The sequence below is a fragment of the Salipiger abyssi genome (assembly GCF_017311415.1).
In the GTDB taxonomy this organism is placed as follows: Bacteria; Pseudomonadota; Alphaproteobacteria; order Rhodobacterales; family Rhodobacteraceae; genus Salipiger; species Salipiger abyssi_A.
Window position 1 is genome coordinate 283,301 of the sequence record NZ_JAEKIS010000001.1, and the last position, 18,702, is coordinate 302,002.

An 18,702-nucleotide genomic window follows, 5' to 3' on the forward strand; every position below is an offset into this window, starting at 1 on the left:
TTGACAGCGCACGCGCCCTGCCGCATCCCGCCCGCAATCGCGGGAGACACGGCCATGGCGGCAAAGAAACCATCCAGACAGCGCGTCTACACCCTGTTGGTCGAAGTCGGCCGCAAGGCGGGCGACGGGCTGCCCGAAGGCGCCACCGGCGCGGCGCTGATGTGCTATGCCAGCGGCGTCGACGAGGCCGAAGCGGTGCGCGAGACCGTGGCGATCCTGAAACAGGCAGAGCTGTCGCCGCTCGACGTGACCGGCTACGGCACCGAGGAAGAGCGCCGCGCCCAGGGCCACGAGATCGAGGCGGACGAGCAGGAACTCATGGCGCGCGCGCTTGAGGAAAACTCGGTGATCGTGGCGCAGATCACGCCGTTCTTCAACGAAGACTAGGGCGCCCCGGAGCCGGCGATCCGCGCCGCCGCGTGTTCGGCCCGGCCCTCGGTACTGCCGGCGGCAAAGCTGGCGACGGTGAGCGGACGGGCGCGATCGGGGAAATGGTAGACCGCGTTCACGCTGAACGGTCCGCCGCCGCTATGGCCGATGGCCCGTCCACAGGCACCGAACCGCCCGCTCATCAGCCCCAGCGCATAGCCCGCCTCGCTCCACGGTCGGCCCCCGATGGCCCCGCCCAAAGGCCGCGTTTCCAGCAGTTGCCGTAACGCGTCCGACCCCAGTAGCGCCCCCGAGAACAGCCCGTGCAGCAGCCGTGCCGCGTCGCGCGCGGTGCCGGTCAGACAGCCGTGATAGACCCAGCCCGGATGGTAGCGCGCCGCCGCCGGCCAGTGCAGCCGCGCGAATTCCGCACGCGTGGTGGCGAGAGCGACGCTTTCGAGCCGCAACGGTTCAGCGATCAGCATCTCGAAGAGCCGGGCAAAGCCCATCCCCGATACCGCCTCCAGATGCTCCCGCGCCAGCATGTAACCGGTGTTGGAATAGGCCCAGCCCTCCCCCGGCGCAAAGAGCGGACCCTGCGCCAGCACACGGTCCAGCAGAAGGTCACGCGACCAGGGGTCTTCCTCCGCATTGACCGCCTTTCGATAGGCCTCAAGCCCGGTGTAATCCGGCAGACCGGCGGTATGCGCCAGCAGTTGGCGCAACGTATAGGCTGCGCTCGCGACCGGCGCGTCGAGGTCGAGCGCGCCGCGCTCCGCCAGAGCCAGGGCGCAGATGGCGATGGCCGTCTTGGTAAAGCTCCAATAGGGAAAGCGCAGCCCGGGCTGGCCGGTCTCCGTCACCCTGCCGTCGGCGGCGATCCGGGCAGAGTGGATGGCGGCGAGGTCGGGCACGGTCATGGCGGAAACACGCGGCTCAGGCCGCCCGCGCCTCGGCGAGCGTGATCGCCTCGAAGGGTCCGAGCACCTGATAGCCCGCCCGGTGCTGCTCGGGCAAAAGCCCCGCCGGGCACTCTGCCAGCACCGAGGCGGCGACCCGGTCGCGATAGCGGCGCAGGCGCCCGACATAGAGGCTTTCCAGCGCCGCGCCGGCGGCGATGAAGGCATCGTGTGCGGGCAGCAGCAGGTTGTGATAACGCATCGTCAGCGGGCCGTCTTCCTCGACGGCGGCAAAGCCGTTGACCAGACTCAGCGCCGGCACCAACACTGCCTCGCGGCCGAACATGTATTCGACCTCGGAGCCGCCGATCACCAGCCGCTGATGCGGCGTCACCACGATGTCGCGGCGCAGGCCCAGATAGGGCGCACGCAGTCTTATGGGCCGGAACGAGCCCAGCGCCGGCACCACCCGGCTGGCCCGGTGCAGCACCGGCACCACGCCGCTGTCGCGGGTGTGCACGGTGTCGCCGCAGCGCAGATCCCGCACCTGCCGCGCGCCCTGCGGCGTGGCCACCGGAATATCGCCCACCAGCGCCGGCATCGGGCCTACCGGCTCGATCTCGTCGGAGACCGCGAAATACACCACATCCGGATCGGTGCGGCAGAGCTGCGGGCGCCGCACCATGGTATAGATATCCTCCAGCACCAGCGGCGGCGGCGGCGGGGTCTCGCGCAAAGCCACGGTGTCGCTTTCCGGACGTTCCAGCGCCAGCCGGCCCCAACGCTGCGTCGAATCCCAGCTATAGGTCACCCGCAGCACATCGGTGCGCGCATCCGCCGGATAGTCGAGCAGGGTGTGGAACACATCGGCGCCCTGACTGACGATCAGCACGATGCTGCCGCCGGGCAGCGCCTGCAACGACAGCGCCCCCGGCCAGGGATGGCTGCGCTCGTAGGAGAGCAGGGTCTGCGGCCTCCCCTCCGCCGAAAGCCGCGTCTCGATCAGCAGCGAGCCGCGAGAGAGCAGCTGGTCGCGCGGGCGCAGAGCGGCGTCGAAAACGCGCTCGTCGGTCCAGCGGCGTTCGCCGCCCGCGATGGCGATCCAGCTCATGCGGTTTTCCCGGTGCCCTGTTCTCCGCGGCCCTGTTCCTCGCTCCTGCGGGACATGCCAGCGGCCTGCTCTGCCTGTTCTTTATTAAGGCATTGATAGCACACCCCTTCCCCTTGCGTAAGGGGGCGCAACGCAACCGGCTGTCCCGGCTACGCGGGGTTTCATGACATTTGCCCTTCGCCGCGTGGCGCGGTAGCCAACGCATGAGAGCTTTCGGAGACAGACCAGATGACCGCAACCGACCCCGTCCAACTGACCGCAGACCTGATCCGCTGCCCCTCGGTCACCCCCGAGGAGGGCGGCGCGCTGAGCTTGCTTCAGACGCTTCTGGAGGGGGCGGGCTTTGTCTGCACACGGGTCGACCGGGGTGGCATCGCCAATCTCTTTGCACGCTGGGGCGACAAGGGCCATGCGAAGAGCTTCGGCTTCAACGGCCACACCGATGTGGTGCCGGTCGGCGATCTGGCCGCCTGGAGCGCCGATCCCTTCGGTGCCGAGATACGCGACGGCATCCTCTACGGGCGCGGCGCCACCGATATGAAATCGGGCGTCGCGGCCTTTGCGGCGGCGGCGGTGGATTTCGTCCGCGACACGCCGCCCGACGGCGCGCTGGTGCTGGCGATCACCGGCGACGAGGAGGGCGACGCGGTCGACGGCACCGTGGCGCTGCTCGACTGGATGGAGACCGAGGGCGAGCGCATGTCGGTCTGCCTGGTGGGCGAGCCCACCTGCCCCAGCGAGATGGGCGAGATGATAAAGATCGGGCGGCGCGGCTCGATGAACGCCTGGTTCACCGTGACCGGGCGGCAGGGCCATGCCGCTTATCCGCATCGCGCGCTGAACCCGATGCCCGCCATGGCGCGGCTGATGGACCGGCTCGCCTCGCACCCGCTCGACGAGGGCACCGCGCATTTCGACGCCTCGACGCTGGCGGTGGTGACCATCGACACCGGCAACCCGGCCACCAACGTGATCCCGGCGCAGACGCGCGGCACGGTCAATATCCGCTTCAACGACGCCCATACCGGTGCGGGCCTCAGCAACTGGCTCAAGGACGAGGCGGCAAAACTCGATGCGGAATTCGGCACCACGACCGAGGTCGCGATCAAGATCTCGGGCGAGAGCTTTCTCACCCCGCCCGGGCCGCTCTCGGATCTGGTCTCGGGCGCGGTGGCGGCGGAAACCGGGCGCCGGCCCGAGCTGTCGACCACCGGCGGCACCTCGGATGCGCGCTTTGTCAAGGATCACTGCCCGGTGGTGGAATTCGGCCTCGTGGGTAAGACCATGCACCAGGTCGACGAATCCGTCCCCGTGGAGCAGATCCGCCAGCTCAAGGCGATCTACACGCGGATCCTGCGGGAGTATTTCGCCGGCTAAGCCGCCGCCTGGGTCTTCCTGTCGCAGGCGGCAAGACACCTTTGCCGTTTCCGGCGCCGTTGTCGCGGGGCACTCTGCCGCTAGTTGATAGGGAAAAGAGGACATCATGGCCGATCTGACCTGTGACGTGGCGGTGATCGGGGCCGGGACCGCCGGCATTTCCGCCGAACACAACGCCCGCAAACACGGCGCGCGCACCCTGCTCATCGACCCGGAATTCGCCGGCACAACCTGCGCCACCGTGGGCTGCATGCCCTCCAAGCTGCTGATCGCGGCGGGCCGGGCGGCGCATGGCGCGCGCAAGGCCGGGGTGTTCGGCATCGGCACCGGGCCGGTCTCGGTCGACGGGCGCGCGGTGATGAAGCGGGTCCGGGAAGAACGCGACCGCTTTGTCGCCGGCACCCGCAAGGGCTTTGACCGGCTGCCCGAGGGCACCTGCATCCGCGCCCGCGCGCAGTTCACCTCGGCCACCACGCTGGAGCTGGATGACGGGCGCAGCGTTTCGGCAAAGGCGGTGGTGATCGCCACCGGCTCGGCGCCGATGGTGCCCGGCCCCTATCGCGCGCTCGGAGATCTGACGCTGACCAACGAGACGGTGTTCGAGCTCGACGACCTGCCGCAGAGCCTCGCGGTGATCGGCGCGGGCGTGATCGGGCTGGAACTGGCGCAGGCCATGGCCCGGCTGGGCGTGCGGGTCGCGGTCTTCGACCGGGCGGAGCGGCTGGCGCAGATGCGCTGCGAGCGGGTGCATGACGTGCTGAAAGACGCGATGGCGCAGGAGATGGCGCTGCATCTGGGCAGCGATCCGCAGCCCTCCGAAGAGGGTGGCAAGGTGCGGATCGACTGGGACGGGCAGTCGGCGCTTTTCGACAGGGTGCTGGTCGCCACTGGCCGCCCGCCGAACCTGAAGGGGCTCAATCTGGAGGCGACGGGGCTCAAGCTGAACGACAAGGGCATGCCCGAGCTCTCGGAGGCGACGATGCAATGCGGCGAGGCACCGATCTTCATGGCGGGCGATGCCAACGCCATGCACCCGGTGCTGCACGAAGCCTCGGACGAGGGCGCCATCGCCGGGCGCAACGCGGTGGCCTATCCGGCGGTGGTGCGCTCTGCCCGCCGGGTGCCGCTGTCGCTGACCTTCACCGAGCCGCCGCTGGTCAGCATCGGCCAGGGCCCGGACGAGAGCGCCAAGATCGGCACTGCCGATTACAGCTCGCAGGGCCGCGCCCGCGTCGATGACGAGAATACCGGCGTCGCGCGGATCTATGCCGCCGCGCCGCGCGGGCGGCTGATCGGGGCCGACCTGTTCTGCCCGGGCGCCGATCACATGGGCCACCTTCTGGCGCTGGCCATCCAGCAGGGGCTGACGGCGGAGGAGCTGCTGAGCATGCCCTTCTATCACCCGACGCTGGAGGAGGGGCTGCGCGGCGCATTGAAGGAGATCTGCCGCGCCGTGCCGCTGCATCTCTCGGGCGATCAGGATCCAGGCAGCCCACCGGGCGGCTGAGGCGCGCCGCGCACCCGCCGAAAAGCGCCACCGCGCCGACGCCAGTATCGAGATTGCCCATGACGGCGGCGCGGCGGCGTGCTAGCTCAGGGCCATGAGCAAACTGCCGACAAAACCGGATATCCTCGACTGGATCGCCGCCAACCCGACCCTGACCTCCAAGCGCGACATCGCCAAGGCCTTCGGGATCAAGGGCGCCGCGCGGATCGACCTCAAGCGCCTGCTGAAGGAGCTCGAGCACGAGGGCCATCTGGAAAAACGCAAGAAGACCTATCGCGACCCCGACCGGCTGCCGCCGGTGAGCGTGTTGCAGATGAAGGCGCCGGACGCCAATGGCGATCTCTTTGCGCAGCCGCTGGAATGGCATGGCGAGGGGGTGGAACCCACGGTGCTCTTTGTGCCGCGCGCCACCGATCCCGCGCTTGGCGAGGGCGACCGCATCCTCGCGCGGCTTCAGGTCGTGCACGAGGCGGATCACAACTATGAGGCGCGGCTGATCCGGCGCATCGGCGCCAGCCCACGCAAGGTGGTGGGCATCTTCCGCAAGGATGCCGAGGGCGGGCGCATCCTGCCCATCGACAAGGGCGCCGACAAGGAATGGATCGTCGGCCCCGACGCCACCCACGGCGCCAAGGACGGCGAGCTTGTCGAGGCCGAGCAGGCCGGCCCCCGCGCCACCCGCATGGGGCTGCCCAAGGCGCGCATCGTGCTGCGGCTGGGCGATCCGTCCGAGCCCAAGGCGGTGTCGCTCATCGCGATCCACCAGCACGGCATCCCCGACGATTTCCCGCCCGATGTGCTGGAAGAGGCCGACAGCAAGAAACCGGCGGGGCTGAGCGGTCGCACCGATCTGCGCGACATGCCGCTGGTCACCATCGACCCGGCCGACGCGCGCGACCATGACGACGCCTGTTTCGCCGAGCCCGACGACGACCCGAAGAACGAGGGCGGCCATATCATCTGGGTCGCCATCGCCGATGTGGCCTATTACGTCACGCCCGGCTCTAAGCTCGACCGCGAGGCAAAGACGCGCGGCAACTCCTCCTATTTCCCCGACCGCGTCGTGCCGATGCTGCCCGACCGGCTGTCGGGCGATCTCTGCTCACTGCACGAAGGTGTGCCGCGCGCCTGTATCGCCGTGCGCATGGTGGTGGATGCCGAGGGCAACAAGAAGTCGCACAGGTTCGTGCGCGGGCTCATGCGCTCGCCCGCCTCGCTGACCTATCAGGAGGTGCAGGCGGCGTTCGACGGGGAGCCCAACGACAAGACCGGCCCGCTGCTCGACCCGGTGATCAAGCCGCTATTTGCCGCCTATGGCGCGCTGAAAGCGGCGCGTGAGCGGCGCCAGCCGCTGGATCTGGAGCTGCCCGAACGCAAGGTGGTGCTGAGCGACGAGGGCAAGGTCACCTCGGTGAATTTCGTCGAGCGGCTGGACGCGCACAAGCTGATCGAGGAGTTCATGATCCTCGCCAATGTCGCCGCCGCCGAGACGCTGATCGCGAAAAAGACGCCGCTGCTCTTCCGCGTGCATGAGGAGCCGCCCGCCGACAAGCTGGAATCCCTGCGCGACACCGCCGACGCAGCGGGGCTGACGCTGGCCAAGGGGCAGGTGCTGAAGACCGCGCATCTCAACAAGCTGCTGCATGACGCCGCCGGCAAGGACGAGGCGGAGCTGATCAATATCGCCACGCTGCGCAGCATGACCCAGGCCTATTACTCGCCGAAGAATTTCGGCCATTTCGGCCTGGCGCTCCAGAATTACGCGCATTTCACCTCGCCGATCCGGCGTTATTCCGACCTCATCGTGCATCGCGGGCTGATCACCGCGCATGGCTGGGGCGATGACGGGCTCTCCGAGCAGGAGATCGAGCGGCTGGAGCAGATCGGGCAGCATATCTCCGACACCGAGCGCCGCAGCATGATGGCCGAGCGCGACACCAATGACCGCTATCTCGCCGCCTATCTCAGCGACCGGATCGGCGCGGAATTCGGCGGGCGCATCAGCGGCATCGCCAAGTTCGGGGTCTTCGTGAAGCTCGACGAGACCGGCGCCGACGGGCTGGTGCCGATCCGCAATCTCGGCAACGAGTATTTCCATTTCGACCGCGACGCCGGCACGCTGATGGGCGCCGATACCGGCATCGTCATCGGGCTGGGCCAGCGCGTGCGGGTGCGGCTGACCGATGCGGCGCCGGTGACCGGCGGCATCGGGCTGGAGATCCTCGAGCTGGAGGATGCCGAGCTGCCGCAGGGCCGTGGCACCGGGCGGCCCTCGCGCGGGCGCCGGCCCGGCAGCCGGGGCAAACCCGGCGGGCCGCCCCGGCGCAAGGAGGCCAAGGCGAAACGCAAGGACGCCAAGGTCAAGCGCAAGGTCACGCGGCAGCGGGCAACGAAGCGCTGAGCTCCGGGTAAGACCGCGCTGGCGGATCTGCGGTACGGGCGATGGCGGGAAACCGCGCCCGCCGCGTCTGGGCGCTTCGCAAAAACCGGCTTTCGGGGTAGCCTATGGCGGAGGCAACCAGAGGAGCAACCGCCATGAGAACGCGGATCCTGAGCATTTTCATGAGCCTGTGGGCGGCGGGTGTTGCGGCGGCCCCCGGCGACGGCGCACCGGAGGAATCGCTGCGCCCCAGCGCGCGGCCCTTCCTGTCGACGCAGGGCAGCGCCACACAGGTGCCGCAGGGCGTCAAGGGCGCCGCCGGCTTCCGCGGCTGGATCGCCGGTTTCCGCGTCCGGGCGCTGGAGAAGGGCATTTCCGCCAGCACCTTCGACGCGGCGTTCCGGGATGTGGACTACGACCCCGAGGTGGTGAAGCGCGACCGCAACCAGAACGAATTCACCAAGACCCTCTGGGTCTATCTCGACAGCGCCGCCTCGGAGGCGCGGATCGCGGCGGGCAAAAAGGCGCTTGCCGAGCACCGCGCGCTGCTCGACCGGATCGAGGCGAAATATGGCGTCGACAAGCAGGCGGTGCTGGCGATCTGGGGGCTGGAGAGCGCCTTTGGCACCTATCGCGGCAACGATCCGGTGATCCAGTCACTGGCGACGCTGGCCTATGACACGCGGCGCGGGGCCTTCTTCGAGGGGCAGTTGCTGGACGCGCTGACCATCCTGCAAAACGGCGACACGGTGGCCGCGAATATGAAAGGCTCCTGGGCCGGCGCCATGGGGCACACGCAGTTCATGCCCTCGTCCTTCCTGGCGCTGGCCGAGGACTGGAACGGCGACGGGCGGCGCGACATCTGGTCGGACGATCCCGCCGACGCGCTGGCCTCGGCGGCGAATTATCTCAGCGAGAACGGCTGGCAGAAGGGCATGCCCTGGGGCGTCGAGGTGACGCTACCGGAGGGGTTCGACTACACGCTCGCCGATCGCGAGATCGAAAAGACGCCATCGGACTGGGCGGCACTGGGCGTGATGGGGACCGATGGCAAGCCGGTGGCCGATCATGGGCCGTCCTCGATCCTGCTGCCGGGCGGGCATCTGGGCGCGGCCTTCATGATCTTCGAGAATTTCGCGGTGATCGAGCGCTACAACACCGCCGATGCCTATGTGATCGGGGTCGGCCATCTCGGCGACCGGATCATGGGCGGCGTCCCGATCCGGCACGGCTGGCCGCGCGAGGACCGGGCGCTGACCCTTGATGAGCGGATGGAGCTGCAAACGCGGCTGCGCGATGCCGGGTTCGATCCGGAAAAGATCGACGGGCGGATCGGGCCGCTCACCATCGACGCGGTGCGCGGGTATCAGAAGAGCACCGGCGCGGTGCCGGACGGCTATGCCTCGCTGCGGGTGTTGGACGCGTTGCGGTAGCGGCGGTTCGGTAAAAAGTTCCCGCCCCGGACTTGATCCGGGGCCTCATGCTCTCCACCAGAACGGAGCAAGGGGCCTGAGGGAGAGGCCCCGGATCAAGTCCGGGGCGGGGGTCAGTCGCAACCGCCCTGCCTGAAACAGCGCAGAACCGCCGCCTTCTGCGCCTCGGTCGGATCGCGGTGCACATAGGCAGGGCACGGACCCACGATCATCTCGTAGCCATGCGCACCCTGTTTCAGAAACGCGAGATAGTCGCCCGGCGCGATACTGCCGCACCAATGCGCCGCGCAGGTGAGCTGCACCGTCACCGTCCAATCGAAGGGGATCGTAAACCCGTCATGTCCCAGCCCCATCCCGGCGAACCGCGCCGCAAAGCTGGCCGGGCTCTCTGCCCGGTCCGGCCCGGCGGGCGGCAGCAGCGCCGGATCGAAGCTCAGCGCGCCATCGGCCACGACCCAGTTGTCCGGCGAGGCGGCGGCATTGGCGAAATCCTGGATGACATTCGCAGGCGCGCAGCTCAGCGCCAGCGCAGGCTGCGCGAGGGCCGACAGCGCCAGTGACAGACCAAGCGCCCGGATCAAAGGTGATCCCGGAACCCGGCCAGCACCTTTTCATAGACACTCCGCTTGAACGGCACGATCTGGCTCACCACCTCGTCGGGTGCCAGCCAGCACCAGGTGGAAAACTCCGGATGCTCGGTGCGGATATTCACCTGATCGTCGCTGCCGTGAAAGCGCAGCAGGAACCATTTCTGCTCCTGCCCCTTGTAGCGCCCCTTCCAGATGCGCGGCACGATGTGATGCGGCAGCTCATAGGGATACCACTCGTCGGATTCCGCCTCGACCGTCACCAGATCGGCGGGCACACCGGTCTCTTCCCAGAGCTCGCGCAGCGCCGCGTCGCGCGGCGCCTCGCCCTTGTCGACGCCGCCCTGCGGCATCTGCCAGGCGGGCTCTTCGCTGTCGATGCGCTGGCCGACAAAGACCTCGTTATCGGCATTCACGAGCATCACCCCCACGCAGGGGCGATAGGGCAGTCGGGCAATCTCTTCGGGGGTCATGGCCTGTTCGTCAAATCGCTGGCGGAAAATGGAAAAGGGCGGGGTCTGCCCCGCCCTTCGCGCTTATTGCTGTTGCTCGGTCTCGAGAACGCTCAGACCCTTGAGGATGTCGATGGCATAGGCCAGCTGGTAATCCTCTTCGCGCAGCGCGGCGGAGGCCTCGGCCTTGGCGCGGTCTTCCTCGATCTGGCGGATCTCTTCTTCGCTCAGGCTGTCATTGTCGAGCCGGCCGCGCAGATCGGCCTCGGAGCGGCTGAACGGGTTCGCGGGCGCGTCGTCTTCCTCGCTCTCGGGGCGGGCGCGGGGCTGTTCGACCACGATGTCGGGCGAGACGCCCAGCGCCTGGATCGAGCGGCCCGACGGCGTGTAATAGCGCGCCGTTGTCAGCCGCATGGCACCGTCGCCGCGCACCGGCATCACCGTCTGGACCGAGCCCTTGCCAAAGCTCTTGGTGCCCACGACCACCGCGCGGCGATGATCCTGAAGCGCGCCGGCGACGATCTCGGAAGCGGAGGCAGAGCCGCCATTGATCAGCACGACCATCGGCTTGCCGCTGCTCAGATCGCCCTCGGAGGCGTTGTAGCGCTCGCCCTCGGCGAGGTTGCGGCCACGGGTGGAGACGATTTCCCCCTTTTCGAGGAAGGCATCGGACACCTTGATCGCCTGGGTCAGCAGACCACCGGGGTTGTTGCGCAGATCGAGCACCACGCCGTTGATCTGATCGAGCCCGCCGGCCTCCTCGATGCGCTCGGCCAGCCCTTCGGACATCTGGGTGAAGGTCTGGTCGTTGAAGGTGGTGACGCGCAACACCACCGTGTCGCCCTCGAGCCGGGTGCGGGCGGCAGTCAGCTTGATCTTGTCGCGGATGATCGAGACCTCGAAGGGCTCTTCCTCGCCCTCGCGGACCACGGTGATGACGATCTCGGAACCCACCGGCCCGCGCATCAGATCGACCGCCTCGTCGAGCGTCATGCCCAGCACCGACTCGCCGTCGACATGGGTGATGAAATCGCCCGCCTCGATCCCGGCCTCGGCAGCGGGGGTGTCGTCGATCGGCGAGACGACCTTGACGAACCCGTCCTCCTGCGTGACCTCGATGCCGAGCCCGCCGAACTCGCCGCGCGTCTGCACGCGCATGTCGGCGGCATCGTCCGGCGCCAGATAGCTGGAATGCGGATCGAGCGAGGTGAGCATGCCGTTGATCGCGGCCTCGATCAGCTCGCCCTCGTCCACCTCCTCGACATATTGCGCGCGGATGCGCTCGAAGATGTCGCCGAAAAGATCGAGCTGTTCGTAAACGGAGGTCGATCGTGCCGATTCCTGCGCCAGCAGCGGGCCGACGAATTGCGTGGTCGCGACAACGCCTGCGACCGTGCCGCCCAGCGCGGCCATCAGAAACTTGTTCATGCCCATATCATCCCTTGTCGCTTGCGAACCACGTCAGCGGGTCCACGGGTACATCGCCCTGCCTGACCTCTATATAGAGCGTTTCCGTGCGTCCAGCGCCACCCCCATCAACAGATGGTGACGGATTGTCCCCGTCGGCGCCGCCGCCCATCAGCCCTACAGGGCTGCCTTCGGGCAAAACTTCGCCGGCGTGGCCGTAAACTGTGTCGAGCCCGGCGAAGACGAAAAGCAGATCCGGCTGCGGTTCGAGAATCGTCACCAGACCGTAGTCGAGCAGCGGCCCGCTGTAGCGCACCGTCGCCGCGGTGGGGGCAGCGACCAGCGCCTGAGGGTGCGTTGCGATCACGATGCCCGGTCGGGTGACCCCCGCCGCATCCGTCTCGCCGGCGCGGCGCAGGATCTCGCCCTGCACCGGCAACTCCAGCGTGCCCTTGCGGTCGCCCATCGGCGGCAGGTTGGTCAGTACCTCGTTATCGGCGATCTCGGATAGGCCGCTGGCAAAGCCTTCCAGCGTCTCGGTAGAGGAGATCAGGATCGCCGTCTTCACCGGATCCTCGGTGAAGCGCGTCGGCAGGTCAGTGCGGTCGGCCACCGCCTGGCTCAGCTCGGTGCGCGCCTGCTGCACCCCGGAGAGCCCCTCCTGAAGCGTCTCCGCCGCGCTCTGTTGCAGCGCCCGCAGCGCGCTCACCTCGTCAAGATCGGCACGCAGTTGCTGCGCCTCGGCGGTCAGTCCCGGCGTCACCGAAGCCAGCATCATTCCCGCCCGCGCGGCGCCCACCGGCCCCTGCGGATGCAGCATCGCCGCCGGCGCCGCCTTGCCGCCCATGCTGGAGAGCACCCCCAGCAACTGCGCGATCTCGCCCTCCTGGCTTTGCAGCCGGCGCGACAGTTCGGTCTCCCGGATCGCCGCGTCGCGCAGCCCCTCGCGCATGGCGGCGAGCCCGGCCTCATAGGCCTGCACCGTGCGGGTCAGCGCCCGCACCCGGTCGCGCGCGCTCTCTGCCTCGTCGAGCTGCACCGAGGCCTCTTCCAGCGCCTTCGCGGCGGCGCGCGCGGCCTCCGCCGAATCCTGCGCGAGGACCGGCGTGGCGAGCAGCGACAGGATCAGCACCAGCCGTTTCACGAGGAGATCAGGCTCTTCCCGGTCATTTCCTCGGGCTGCGGCAGGTTCATCAGCTGCAAGAGCGTCGGCGCCACATCGGCGAGCCTGCCGTCATGCAGCGTCGCGCCCTCGGGCCCGCCGAACAGGATCACCGGCACCAGATTGGTGGTATGCGCGGTGTGCGGGCCGTTGGTCGCGTCGTCCCACATCGTCTCGCAATTACCGTGGTCGGCGATCACGATCATCGCGCCACCGACCTTCTCCAGCTCGGCCACCACCTTGCCGAGCCCGTCATCGACCGCCTCGCAGGCCTTGATCGCCGCGTCGAGATCGCCGGTATGGCCAACCATGTCGGGGTTGGCAAAATTGGTGACGATAAGGTCATAGCCCTTGTCGATCGCCTCGATAAATTTCTCCGCCACCTCGGGCTCAGACATCTCCGGTTGCAGATCGTAGGTCGCCACCTTGGGCGATTTCGGCATGAAGCGATCCTCGCCCTTCTCGGGCGTTTCCTTGCCGCCGTTGAGGAAGAAGGTCACATGCGGGTATTTCTCGGTCTCCGCCAGGCGGAACTGCGTCAGCCCGTGCTTGGCCACCCATTCGCCCAGTGTGTTGACGATCTCGCGCTTGGGATAGGCGGTGGCCATATAGGCATTGTGATCGGTGGAATACTCGACCATGCCGAGCAGCGCGCTGAGCTCGGGTTTCTCGCGTTCGAACCCGTCGAAGCCCGGCTCGCCGATGGCCTTGAGGATCTCGCGGGCGCGGTCGGCGCGGAAGTTGAGACAGAAGAGCCCATCACCGGGCATCACGCCTTTGTAATCGCCGATCACCGTGGGCAGCACGAATTCGTCGGTCACGTCCTGCGCATAGCTCTGGGAAACCGCCGTCACCGGGTCGGGCGCGGTCTCGCCCTTGCCGAGGACCATCGCATCATAGGCCTTTTCCACCCGCTCCCAGCGGTTGTCGCGGTCCATGGCGTAGTAGCGCCCGATCACCGTGCCGATGCTGGCACCCTCGGGCAGGCTCTCGGCCAATACCTTGACGAAACCCTCGCCCGATTTTGGCGCCACGTCGCGCCCGTCGGTGATGGCATGCACGACGACGGTGCAGCCCAGATCGGTGATCATCTTCACCGCCGCCTTGATATGCTCGATATGCCCGTGCACGCCGCCATCCGAGACCACGCCCATTAGATGCGCGGTGCCGCTGGCGTCCTTCACCCTGGCGGCAAAAGCCTTGATCGCGTCGTTGTCGAAGAAGGAGCCGTCCTCGATGGCGAGGTCGATCTGGCCCAGATCCATCGCCACCACGCGCCCGGCGCCGATATTGGTATGGCCCACTTCCGAGTTCCCCATCTGCCCGGAGGGCAGCCCCACATCCGGCCCGAAGGTCACCAGCGTGGCATGCGGACAGGTGGCGTAGAGCCGGTCCATGGTGGGGGTATTGGCGAGTTTGGGGGCGTTGTACGCGGTCTCGTCGCGGAGGCCCCATCCGTCGAGGATGGTCAGGACAACGGGTTTCGGCGTGGTCATGGGAGGAGCCCTTCTGAACGGCAGGTCAGGGGCGGTTTAGCAGGTCGGATGGGGGATGTGGAGGGGAAGCTACTCCGCTCCTTGCTTTGCTGCAGTAAAACCCCAACCTGCGCCGAAACCTGCCCCAAACGTCGCAAAGAATGCCAGTATTTGCTTGAATAAGTCGGGGTTATCTTTTGCGAAGGTGAACGCAAGAACAAAGAATGCCAAGATCGCAAGGACCACATACACTAGGGTATAACGTCTTGAGGAGGCTCTCTCTTCATACTCGCGGACACTGTCTGCTTCATCATTAGCAATCAGTTGAGAGATGTGCTCAGGAGTGACTTTCTCTGCTACCGGATTCCTTGCTGGGCCGGCCGATAGTATGCCAAATGTCTCCCTCACCTGATGCCTCATAGGCTCAGGAAGACTCTCCAAAACCTCTGGAGGGATGGGAAGCTCCGGCTGATCCTCTCTGTTAGACTCACCGCCAGCATCAGAAGCGGCGGATCTTAGAACAAGCTGTGGATCGTCATCAGTCGCCGCATCTGAGCTTGAAGCAGGTTCTCGATCTTCGGTCAAAGCACAGAAAGCCTTTGAGCTATGACTTCATCGAGTTTCCGAGACACGACATCTTCAACCCTCGAACGAACTTCATTCTCAATATAAGACGCAAGCAAGGTTTCGAGAGTATCAGCGAACTGTTGATCTGAGATTCGCTTTTCTTCTCGAAGTACAAGCATCCCCTTGATGAGAGCTTTCAAACTCGTTTGTGTCGCTGTTTCCACAGCATCTTCGTAAGAGTGCTTAGCCGTAACAATATTTCGCGTGAACGCAATCGAAGGAGCAGAGAACCGCCTTTTCAGAGGTTCTTTCTGGCTACTCAATTGCCATGATGCTGATTTTAGCGCTGTCGAGCTCATTTCTACCCCGTGCGCATGAAGCGCATTCCGTCTCGTATCTAGACAGATCTATGTTTCAAACACAAGTTCGGCAACATTTTGTCCAGAAAGCGTTACCCTGCCGTTTAAGTCAAGGAAAACAGAAGCAACACCTCACCCCTGCAAGCTTTTCACCACCAGCTCCCCCTCCTCACGCGCCTTCATGGCCAGCGCCGCCGCATGGGCGCCTGCGGCGGTCGTGTAATAGGGGATCTTGTCGTAGAGCGCGACCGAGCGGATCTCGCGGGAATCTTCCACCGCCGCTACGCCCTCCGTTGTGTTCAGCACAAGCTGGATGCCGCCGTCCTTCATCAGGTCCACCACGTTCGGGCGGCCCTCATAGACCTTCTTGACCACCTCGCAGCTCAGCCCCGCGCCCTCAAAGAAGGCCGCCGTGCCGCGCGTCGCGACCAGCTTGAAGCCCAGATCCGAGAGCACACGCGCCGCCTCGGTCATCTCGGGGGTCTTGTCCTCGTCCTTGATCGAGAAGAACACCGCGCCCTCGGTCGGCAGATGGGTGCCGGCGCCGAGCTGCGCCTTCAAAAACGCGCGCGGGAAGGAGCGGTCCCAGCCCATGACCTCGCCGGTGGAGCGCATCTCCGGCCCCAGGATCGTGTCGACGCCGGGGAAACGGGCGAAAGGCAGCACCGCCTCTTTCACCGAATACCAGGGCATGTTCGGGTCGGCGAGCGTCATCGGGTCGGCGATGGGCAGGTCGGTGTCGTAATCCGCATCCGCCGGGTAGCCCGCGCGCAGCGGGAAGGCGGAGAGCTTTTCGCCCGCCATGATCCGCGCGGCGATGGAGGCGATGGCCGAATCCGTCGCCTTGGCCACGAAGGGCACGGTGCGCGAGGCGCGCGGGTTGACCTCGATGAGATAGATCTCACCCGCCTTGATGGCGAATTGCACATTCATCAGGCCCACGACATGCAGCGCCTTGGCCAGCGCTTCGGTCTGGGTCTTGATCTCACCGATCACATCCGCCGAGAGCGAATAGGGCGGCAGCGAGCAGGCTGAATCGCCCGAGTGCACGCCGGCCTCTTCGATATGCTGCATGATGCCCGCCACATGCACCGCCTCACCGTCGCAGAGCGCGTCCACGTCGAGCTCGACCGCGCCGGAGAGGTAGCTGTCGAGCAGCACCGGGCTGTCGCCGGAGACCACGACGGCCTCTTTGATGTAGCGTTCCAGATGCGCCATGTCGCGCACGATCTCCATCGCGCGGCCGCCCAGCACGTAGGACGGGCGGATCACCAGCGGGAAACCGATCTCCTCGGCGATGGCCAGCGCCTGCGCGTCGGTGGAGGCGATGCCGTTCTTGGGTTGTTTGAGGCCGAGCTGGTTGATCAGCGCCTGGAACCGCTCGCGGTCTTCGGCAAGGTCGATGGCGTCGGGCGTGGTGCCGAGGATCGGGATGCCCTCGGCCTCCAGCGCATTGGCGAGCTTCAGCGGCGTCTGGCCGCCGAACTGCACGATCACGCCGTGCAGCGTTCCGTTCGACTGCTCGACGCGGAGGATCTCCATGACATGCTCGAAAGTCAGCGGTTCGAAATAGAGCCGGTCGCTGGTGTCGTAATCGGTCGAGACGGTCTCGGGGTTGCAGTTGACCATGATGGTCTCGTAGCCCGCGCCGGTAAGCGCGAAACAGGCGTGACAGCAGCAATAGTCGAACTCGATGCCCTGCCCAATCCGGTTCGGGCCGCCACCGAGGATGACGACCTTTTTCTTGTCCGAGGGCCGTGCCTCGCATTCCACCTCGCCCATCATGGGCATCTCATAGGTGGAGTACATGTAAGGGGTCTGCGCCTCGAACTCGGCGGCGCAGGTGTCGATGCGCTTGAAGACAGCGGTGACACCAAGGCCGACGCGGCGTTTGCGCACGTCCTTTTCCGAGAAGCCGGTGAGCTTGGCCAGCCGCGCGTCGGTGAAGCCCAGCATCTTGAGCGCGCGCATGCCGTCTTCGTCCTGCGGCAGGCCGTTTGCGCGGACCTCTTCCTCGGCCTCGACGATCTCGCGGATCCGGGCGAGGAACCAGGGGTCGAACATGGTGACCCCGTGGATCTCGTCATCGCTCAGACCGTGGCGCATCGCCTGGGCGATGGTCCGCATGCGGTCGGGGGTCTGCTGGGAGATCGCCTTGATGACGGCGGATTTCTCGGGCGCGCCGTCGATCTCCACCTCGTCGAACCCGGTCAGGCCGGATTCCATCGAGGCCAGCGCCTTTTGCAGCGACTCGTGGATGGTCCGCCCAATGGCCATGGCCTCGCCCACCGATTTCATCGCGGTGGTGAGATAGGGCTCGGAGCCGGGGAATTTCTCGAAGGCGAATTTCGGGATCTTGGTGACGACATAGTCGATGGTCGGCTCGAAACTCGCCGGCGTCACCTTGGTGATGTCGTTGTCGAGCTCGTCGAGCGTGTAGCCAACGGCGAGCTTGGCGGCGATCTTGGCGATGGGGAAGCCGGTGGCCTTGGAGGCCAGCGCCGAACTCCGCGACACGCGCGGGTTCATCTCGATCACCACCATGCGGCCGTTTTCCGGATTCACCGCCCATTGCACGTTGGAGCCGCCGGTCTCCACGCCGATCTCGCGCAGCACGGCAATCGAGCCGTTGCGCATGATCTGGTATTCCTTGTCGGTCAGCGTCAGCGCCGGGGCCACGGTGATAGAGTCGCCGGTATGCACGCCCATCGGATCGACGTTCTCGATGGAGCAGACGATGATCGCGTTGTCCGCCTTGTCGCGGACGACCTCCATTTCATACTCTTTCCAGCCGAGCAGCGACTCGTCCACAAGGATCTGGTTCACCGGCGAGGCATCCATGCCCGAGCGGCAATAGTGGATGTAGTCCTCGCGGTTATAGGCCACGCCGCCGCCGGTGCCGCCGAGCGTATAGGCGGGGCGGATAATGGCGGGCAGGCCGATCTCCTCAAGCGCGTCCAGCGCGATTTTCACGCCTGCGTCCAGATCCGCCTTGCCGTTGTCCTTCTTGGGCGCGGTGACGATGGTGGCGGCTGGGTTTTCCAGCCCGATCCGGTCCATTGCCTCACGGAACAGCGCGCGATCCTCGGCCATTTCGATGGCCTCACGCTTGGCACCGATCATCTCGACGCCGAATTTCTCCAGAACGCCCATTTCTTCGAGTTTGAGCGATGTGTTTAGGCCGGTCTGCCCGCCCATGGTGGGCAAGAGCGCGTCGGGGCGCTCTTTCTCGATGATCTTGGCGACGACCTCGGGGGTGATCGGCTCGATATAGGTGGCGTCGGCCAGTTCCGGGTCGGTCATGATCGTGGCGGGGTTCGAGTTCACCAGGATCACCCGATAGCCCTCTTCGCGCAGCGCCTTGCAGGCCTGGGCGCCGGAATAGTCGAACTCGCAGGCCTGACCGATGATGATGGGCCCTGCGCCGATGATCATGATGGATTTGATATCGGTTCTCTTGGGCATTTTTCGACCTCTGTTCTGGCGCGTTCGTCAGGCATGGGGCAACGGGCGGGGGAGTCGCCGCTACCCGCAAATTGTCGTGCGTTATAGACAAGCGCGATGCCCGTGCAACCCCAATCGGTGCAGCAGACGGCAACAGCGCAGCCAAGAATTTT

15 protein-coding genes are annotated in these 18,702 nt (G+C 66.3%); 5 read left to right on the forward strand and 10 right to left on the reverse strand.

The features are described from left to right. Positions 1-54 precede the first annotated feature (54 nt). Entirely contained in the window at positions 55-387 is a 333-nt protein-coding gene (locus I6N89_RS01385) for a hypothetical protein (RefSeq protein WP_207016440.1), read from the forward strand. Here I6N89_RS01385 and I6N89_RS01390 read toward each other — a convergent pair. Further along, positions 384-1,289 (reverse strand): serine hydrolase domain-containing protein, encoded by a 906-nt coding sequence (locus I6N89_RS01390; protein WP_207016441.1) that lies wholly within the window; start codon positions 1,287-1,289, stop codon positions 384-386. The two genes, I6N89_RS01385 and I6N89_RS01390, sit on opposite strands and share 4 nt — an antisense overlap. A gap of 16 nt (positions 1,290-1,305) precedes the next feature. Continuing rightward, entirely contained in the window at positions 1,306-2,379 is a 1,074-nt protein-coding gene (locus I6N89_RS01395; protein ID WP_207016442.1) for a Hint domain-containing protein, read from the reverse strand. A 228-nt stretch (positions 2,380-2,607) separates the two neighbouring features. Here I6N89_RS01395 and dapE point away from each other — a divergent pair, with 228 nt between their 5' ends. The 4 genes from dapE to I6N89_RS01415 all read left to right on the forward strand — a co-directional run bounded on the left by dapE (position 2,608) and on the right by I6N89_RS01415 (position 9,076). Further along, positions 2,608-3,756, forward strand: coding sequence for a succinyl-diaminopimelate desuccinylase (gene dapE, locus I6N89_RS01400; RefSeq protein ID WP_207016443.1), 1,149 nt, complete (start codon positions 2,608-2,610; stop codon positions 3,754-3,756). A gap of 106 nt (positions 3,757-3,862) precedes the next feature. Then, complete coding sequence (locus I6N89_RS01405) at positions 3,863-5,263, forward strand: dihydrolipoyl dehydrogenase (RefSeq protein ID WP_207016444.1); 1,401 nt, start codon at positions 3,863-3,865, stop codon at positions 5,261-5,263. 94 nt (positions 5,264-5,357) lie between these two features. Beyond that, on the forward strand, positions 5,358-7,664 hold the full coding sequence (rnr, locus tag I6N89_RS01410; protein ID WP_207016445.1) for a ribonuclease R: 2,307 nt from the start codon (positions 5,358-5,360) through the stop codon (positions 7,662-7,664). A 134-nt stretch (positions 7,665-7,798) separates the two neighbouring features. Next, complete coding sequence (locus tag I6N89_RS01415) at positions 7,799-9,076, forward strand: lytic murein transglycosylase (RefSeq protein ID WP_207016446.1); 1,278 nt, start codon at positions 7,799-7,801, stop codon at positions 9,074-9,076. 113 nt (positions 9,077-9,189) lie between these two features. Here the strand turns inward: I6N89_RS01415 and I6N89_RS01420 are convergent, their stop codons facing one another. The 8 genes from I6N89_RS01420 to carB all read right to left on the reverse strand — a co-directional run bounded on the left by I6N89_RS01420 (position 9,190) and on the right by carB (position 18,550). Further along, positions 9,190-9,657, reverse strand: coding sequence for a hypothetical protein (locus I6N89_RS01420; protein WP_207016447.1), 468 nt, complete (start codon positions 9,655-9,657; stop codon positions 9,190-9,192). Continuing rightward, a complete protein-coding gene (locus tag I6N89_RS01425; protein ID WP_207016448.1) occupies positions 9,654-10,136 on the reverse strand; it encodes an RNA pyrophosphohydrolase in 483 nt (160 codons plus the stop codon). The genes I6N89_RS01420 and I6N89_RS01425 overlap by 4 nt, the downstream gene beginning before the upstream one ends. 63 nt (positions 10,137-10,199) lie before the next feature. Beyond that, positions 10,200-11,543, reverse strand: a complete 1,344-nt coding sequence (locus tag I6N89_RS01430) for a S41 family peptidase (RefSeq protein WP_207016449.1) — start codon at positions 11,541-11,543, stop codon at positions 10,200-10,202. A gap of 7 nt (positions 11,544-11,550) precedes the next feature. Next, a complete protein-coding gene (locus I6N89_RS01435; protein ID WP_207016450.1) occupies positions 11,551-12,666 on the reverse strand; it encodes a murein hydrolase activator EnvC family protein in 1,116 nt (371 codons plus the stop codon). Beyond that, on the reverse strand, positions 12,663-14,180 hold the full coding sequence (gpmI, locus tag I6N89_RS01440) for a 2,3-bisphosphoglycerate-independent phosphoglycerate mutase (protein ID WP_207016451.1): 1,518 nt from the start codon (positions 14,178-14,180) through the stop codon (positions 12,663-12,665). Before gpmI ends, I6N89_RS01435 begins: the two co-directional genes overlap by 4 nt. Positions 14,181-14,249: 69 nt before the next feature. Further along, positions 14,250-14,744 (reverse strand): hypothetical protein, encoded by a 495-nt coding sequence (locus I6N89_RS01445; protein ID WP_207016452.1) that lies wholly within the window; start codon positions 14,742-14,744, stop codon positions 14,250-14,252. Next, the gene (locus I6N89_RS01450) at positions 14,741-15,085 is read right to left on the reverse strand and encodes a hypothetical protein (protein ID WP_207016453.1); all 345 of its coding nucleotides are present in this window, start codon (positions 15,083-15,085) and stop codon (positions 14,741-14,743) included. The genes I6N89_RS01445 and I6N89_RS01450 overlap by 4 nt, the downstream gene beginning before the upstream one ends. A 132-nt stretch (positions 15,086-15,217) precedes the next feature. Next, positions 15,218-18,550: a carbamoyl-phosphate synthase large subunit gene (gene carB / locus I6N89_RS01455; protein ID WP_207016454.1), complete on the reverse strand. Its 3,333-nt coding sequence runs from the start codon at positions 18,548-18,550 to the stop codon at positions 15,218-15,220. Positions 18,551-18,702 lie beyond the last annotated feature (152 nt).

Bases quoted from the DNA above. Each gene is read 5' to 3' on its own strand.
- rnr (WP_207016445.1), top strand. From the start codon at position 5,358: ATGAGCAAACTGCCGACAAAACCGGATATCCTCGACTGGATCGCCGCC.
- gpmI (WP_207016451.1), bottom strand. From the start codon at position 14,180: ATGACCACGCCGAAACCCGTTGTCCTGACCATCCTCGACGGATGGGGC.
- I6N89_RS01385 (WP_207016440.1), top strand. From the start codon at position 55: ATGGCGGCAAAGAAACCATCCAGACAGCGCGTCTACACCCTGTTGGTC.
- I6N89_RS01450 (WP_207016453.1), bottom strand. From the start codon at position 15,085: ATGAGCTCGACAGCGCTAAAATCAGCATCATGGCAATTGAGTAGCCAG.
- I6N89_RS01425 (WP_207016448.1), bottom strand. From the start codon at position 10,136: ATGACCCCCGAAGAGATTGCCCGACTGCCCTATCGCCCCTGCGTGGGG.
- I6N89_RS01395 (WP_207016442.1), bottom strand. From the start codon at position 2,379: ATGAGCTGGATCGCCATCGCGGGCGGCGAACGCCGCTGGACCGACGAG.
- carB (WP_207016454.1), bottom strand. From the start codon at position 18,550: ATGCCCAAGAGAACCGATATCAAATCCATCATGATCATCGGCGCAGGG.
- I6N89_RS01415 (WP_207016446.1), top strand. From the start codon at position 7,799: ATGAGAACGCGGATCCTGAGCATTTTCATGAGCCTGTGGGCGGCGGGT.
- I6N89_RS01405 (WP_207016444.1), top strand. From the start codon at position 3,863: ATGGCCGATCTGACCTGTGACGTGGCGGTGATCGGGGCCGGGACCGCC.
- I6N89_RS01390 (WP_207016441.1), bottom strand. From the start codon at position 1,289: ATGACCGTGCCCGACCTCGCCGCCATCCACTCTGCCCGGATCGCCGCC.
- I6N89_RS01430 (WP_207016449.1), bottom strand. From the start codon at position 11,543: ATGAACAAGTTTCTGATGGCCGCGCTGGGCGGCACGGTCGCAGGCGTT.
- dapE (WP_207016443.1), top strand. From the start codon at position 2,608: ATGACCGCAACCGACCCCGTCCAACTGACCGCAGACCTGATCCGCTGC.